Annotated in this window: 2 protein-coding genes; one reads left to right on the forward strand and one right to left on the reverse strand. The window is 29.8% G+C overall.

Translation table 11 applies throughout. The features are described from left to right. The coding region (locus HT699_RS11445; RefSeq protein WP_240148734.1) for a restriction endonuclease subunit S at nucleotides 1-511 on the forward strand (511 nt) is incomplete at its 5' end. Here HT699_RS11445 and HT699_RS11450 read toward each other — a convergent pair. After that, nucleotides 471-1,002: restriction endonuclease subunit S (locus tag HT699_RS11450; protein WP_240149901.1), on the reverse strand; the 532-nt coding region annotated here is incomplete at its 5' end. The genes HT699_RS11445 and HT699_RS11450 overlap by 41 nt on opposite strands.

Raw genomic sequence — 1,002 nt, forward strand, 5'->3', positions numbered from 1 at the left:
TGATTATGGCTCTTATTATCTGAATAACATTAAAATTGAAATAGATTTTCCAAGAAGATCAACTTGGTTGCTAGCTCCTTTAGAAAAAATTGTAACAACTATTTCAGCTAAGCCTTATCAAATAAAACAGTCTGAAATTGTAAAAGAGGGCAAGATTCCAGTAGTTAGTCAATCTAAAATATTAGTTGAAGGATTTTCTAATAATTTTTCTAAGATTCTAGACTATAAAACAAACGTTGTAATATTTGGTGACCATACAAGAAATCTTAAGATTATAGACTTCCCTTTTGTTGTTGGTGCAGACGGAGTAAAAATTCTGTCTCCAATTTGCTTATCTGCAAAATTTTTAAAATACCACTTAGACTATACGCTATTATTTGTTAGGAACAGGGGCTATGCTCGACATTATTCGTATCTAAAATCTAAAATAATAGGTATTCCTTCAGTTTTAGAACAAAAGAGAATTGTCGCTAAAATTGATTTACTTTTTCAAAAAGTTTCTCAGCTTTAGTAATTATTAATTTTTGTGTACGTATACCTGGAAAATTAATTATAGTTTGAGAAAATCTAGTTTTGTTTAATATAGGAATAGTGGTAGATGATGTATTGTTCTTGAATTGTTTTTGCATAAAATCAGACTGTATAGCTAAAAGTAAAAATTTTGAGTTGACAAAATTAAATACTTCTATGCCATGCATTTGTTGATTGAACGCTCCATCAACACGAACAATCCCAGCAATTCCAATATTTCCAATACCATTTATTAAAATAGAACCTGCTTTTATTTTTCTGGATTTTGTATTTCCTAGAACCGATAAATATTCAGTTGCATTGTATAGTTCTCCTTGTAATAAATCAGCAGGTTTATAGAATGGTATTTCGCCGCCGTAGTTTTCAGGGCTATTTTTAGATGGCGTGTTACCAGTACTAATTATTCCTATATAATTTAATGTTGTCTGTACCCAATTCATAGGTATCTTCCCATAATAAGAGCCATAATCA

This window comes from Streptococcus sp. 1055, assembly GCF_013276815.1.
Taxonomy (GTDB): domain Bacteria; phylum Bacillota; class Bacilli; order Lactobacillales; family Streptococcaceae; genus Streptococcus; species Streptococcus pseudopneumoniae.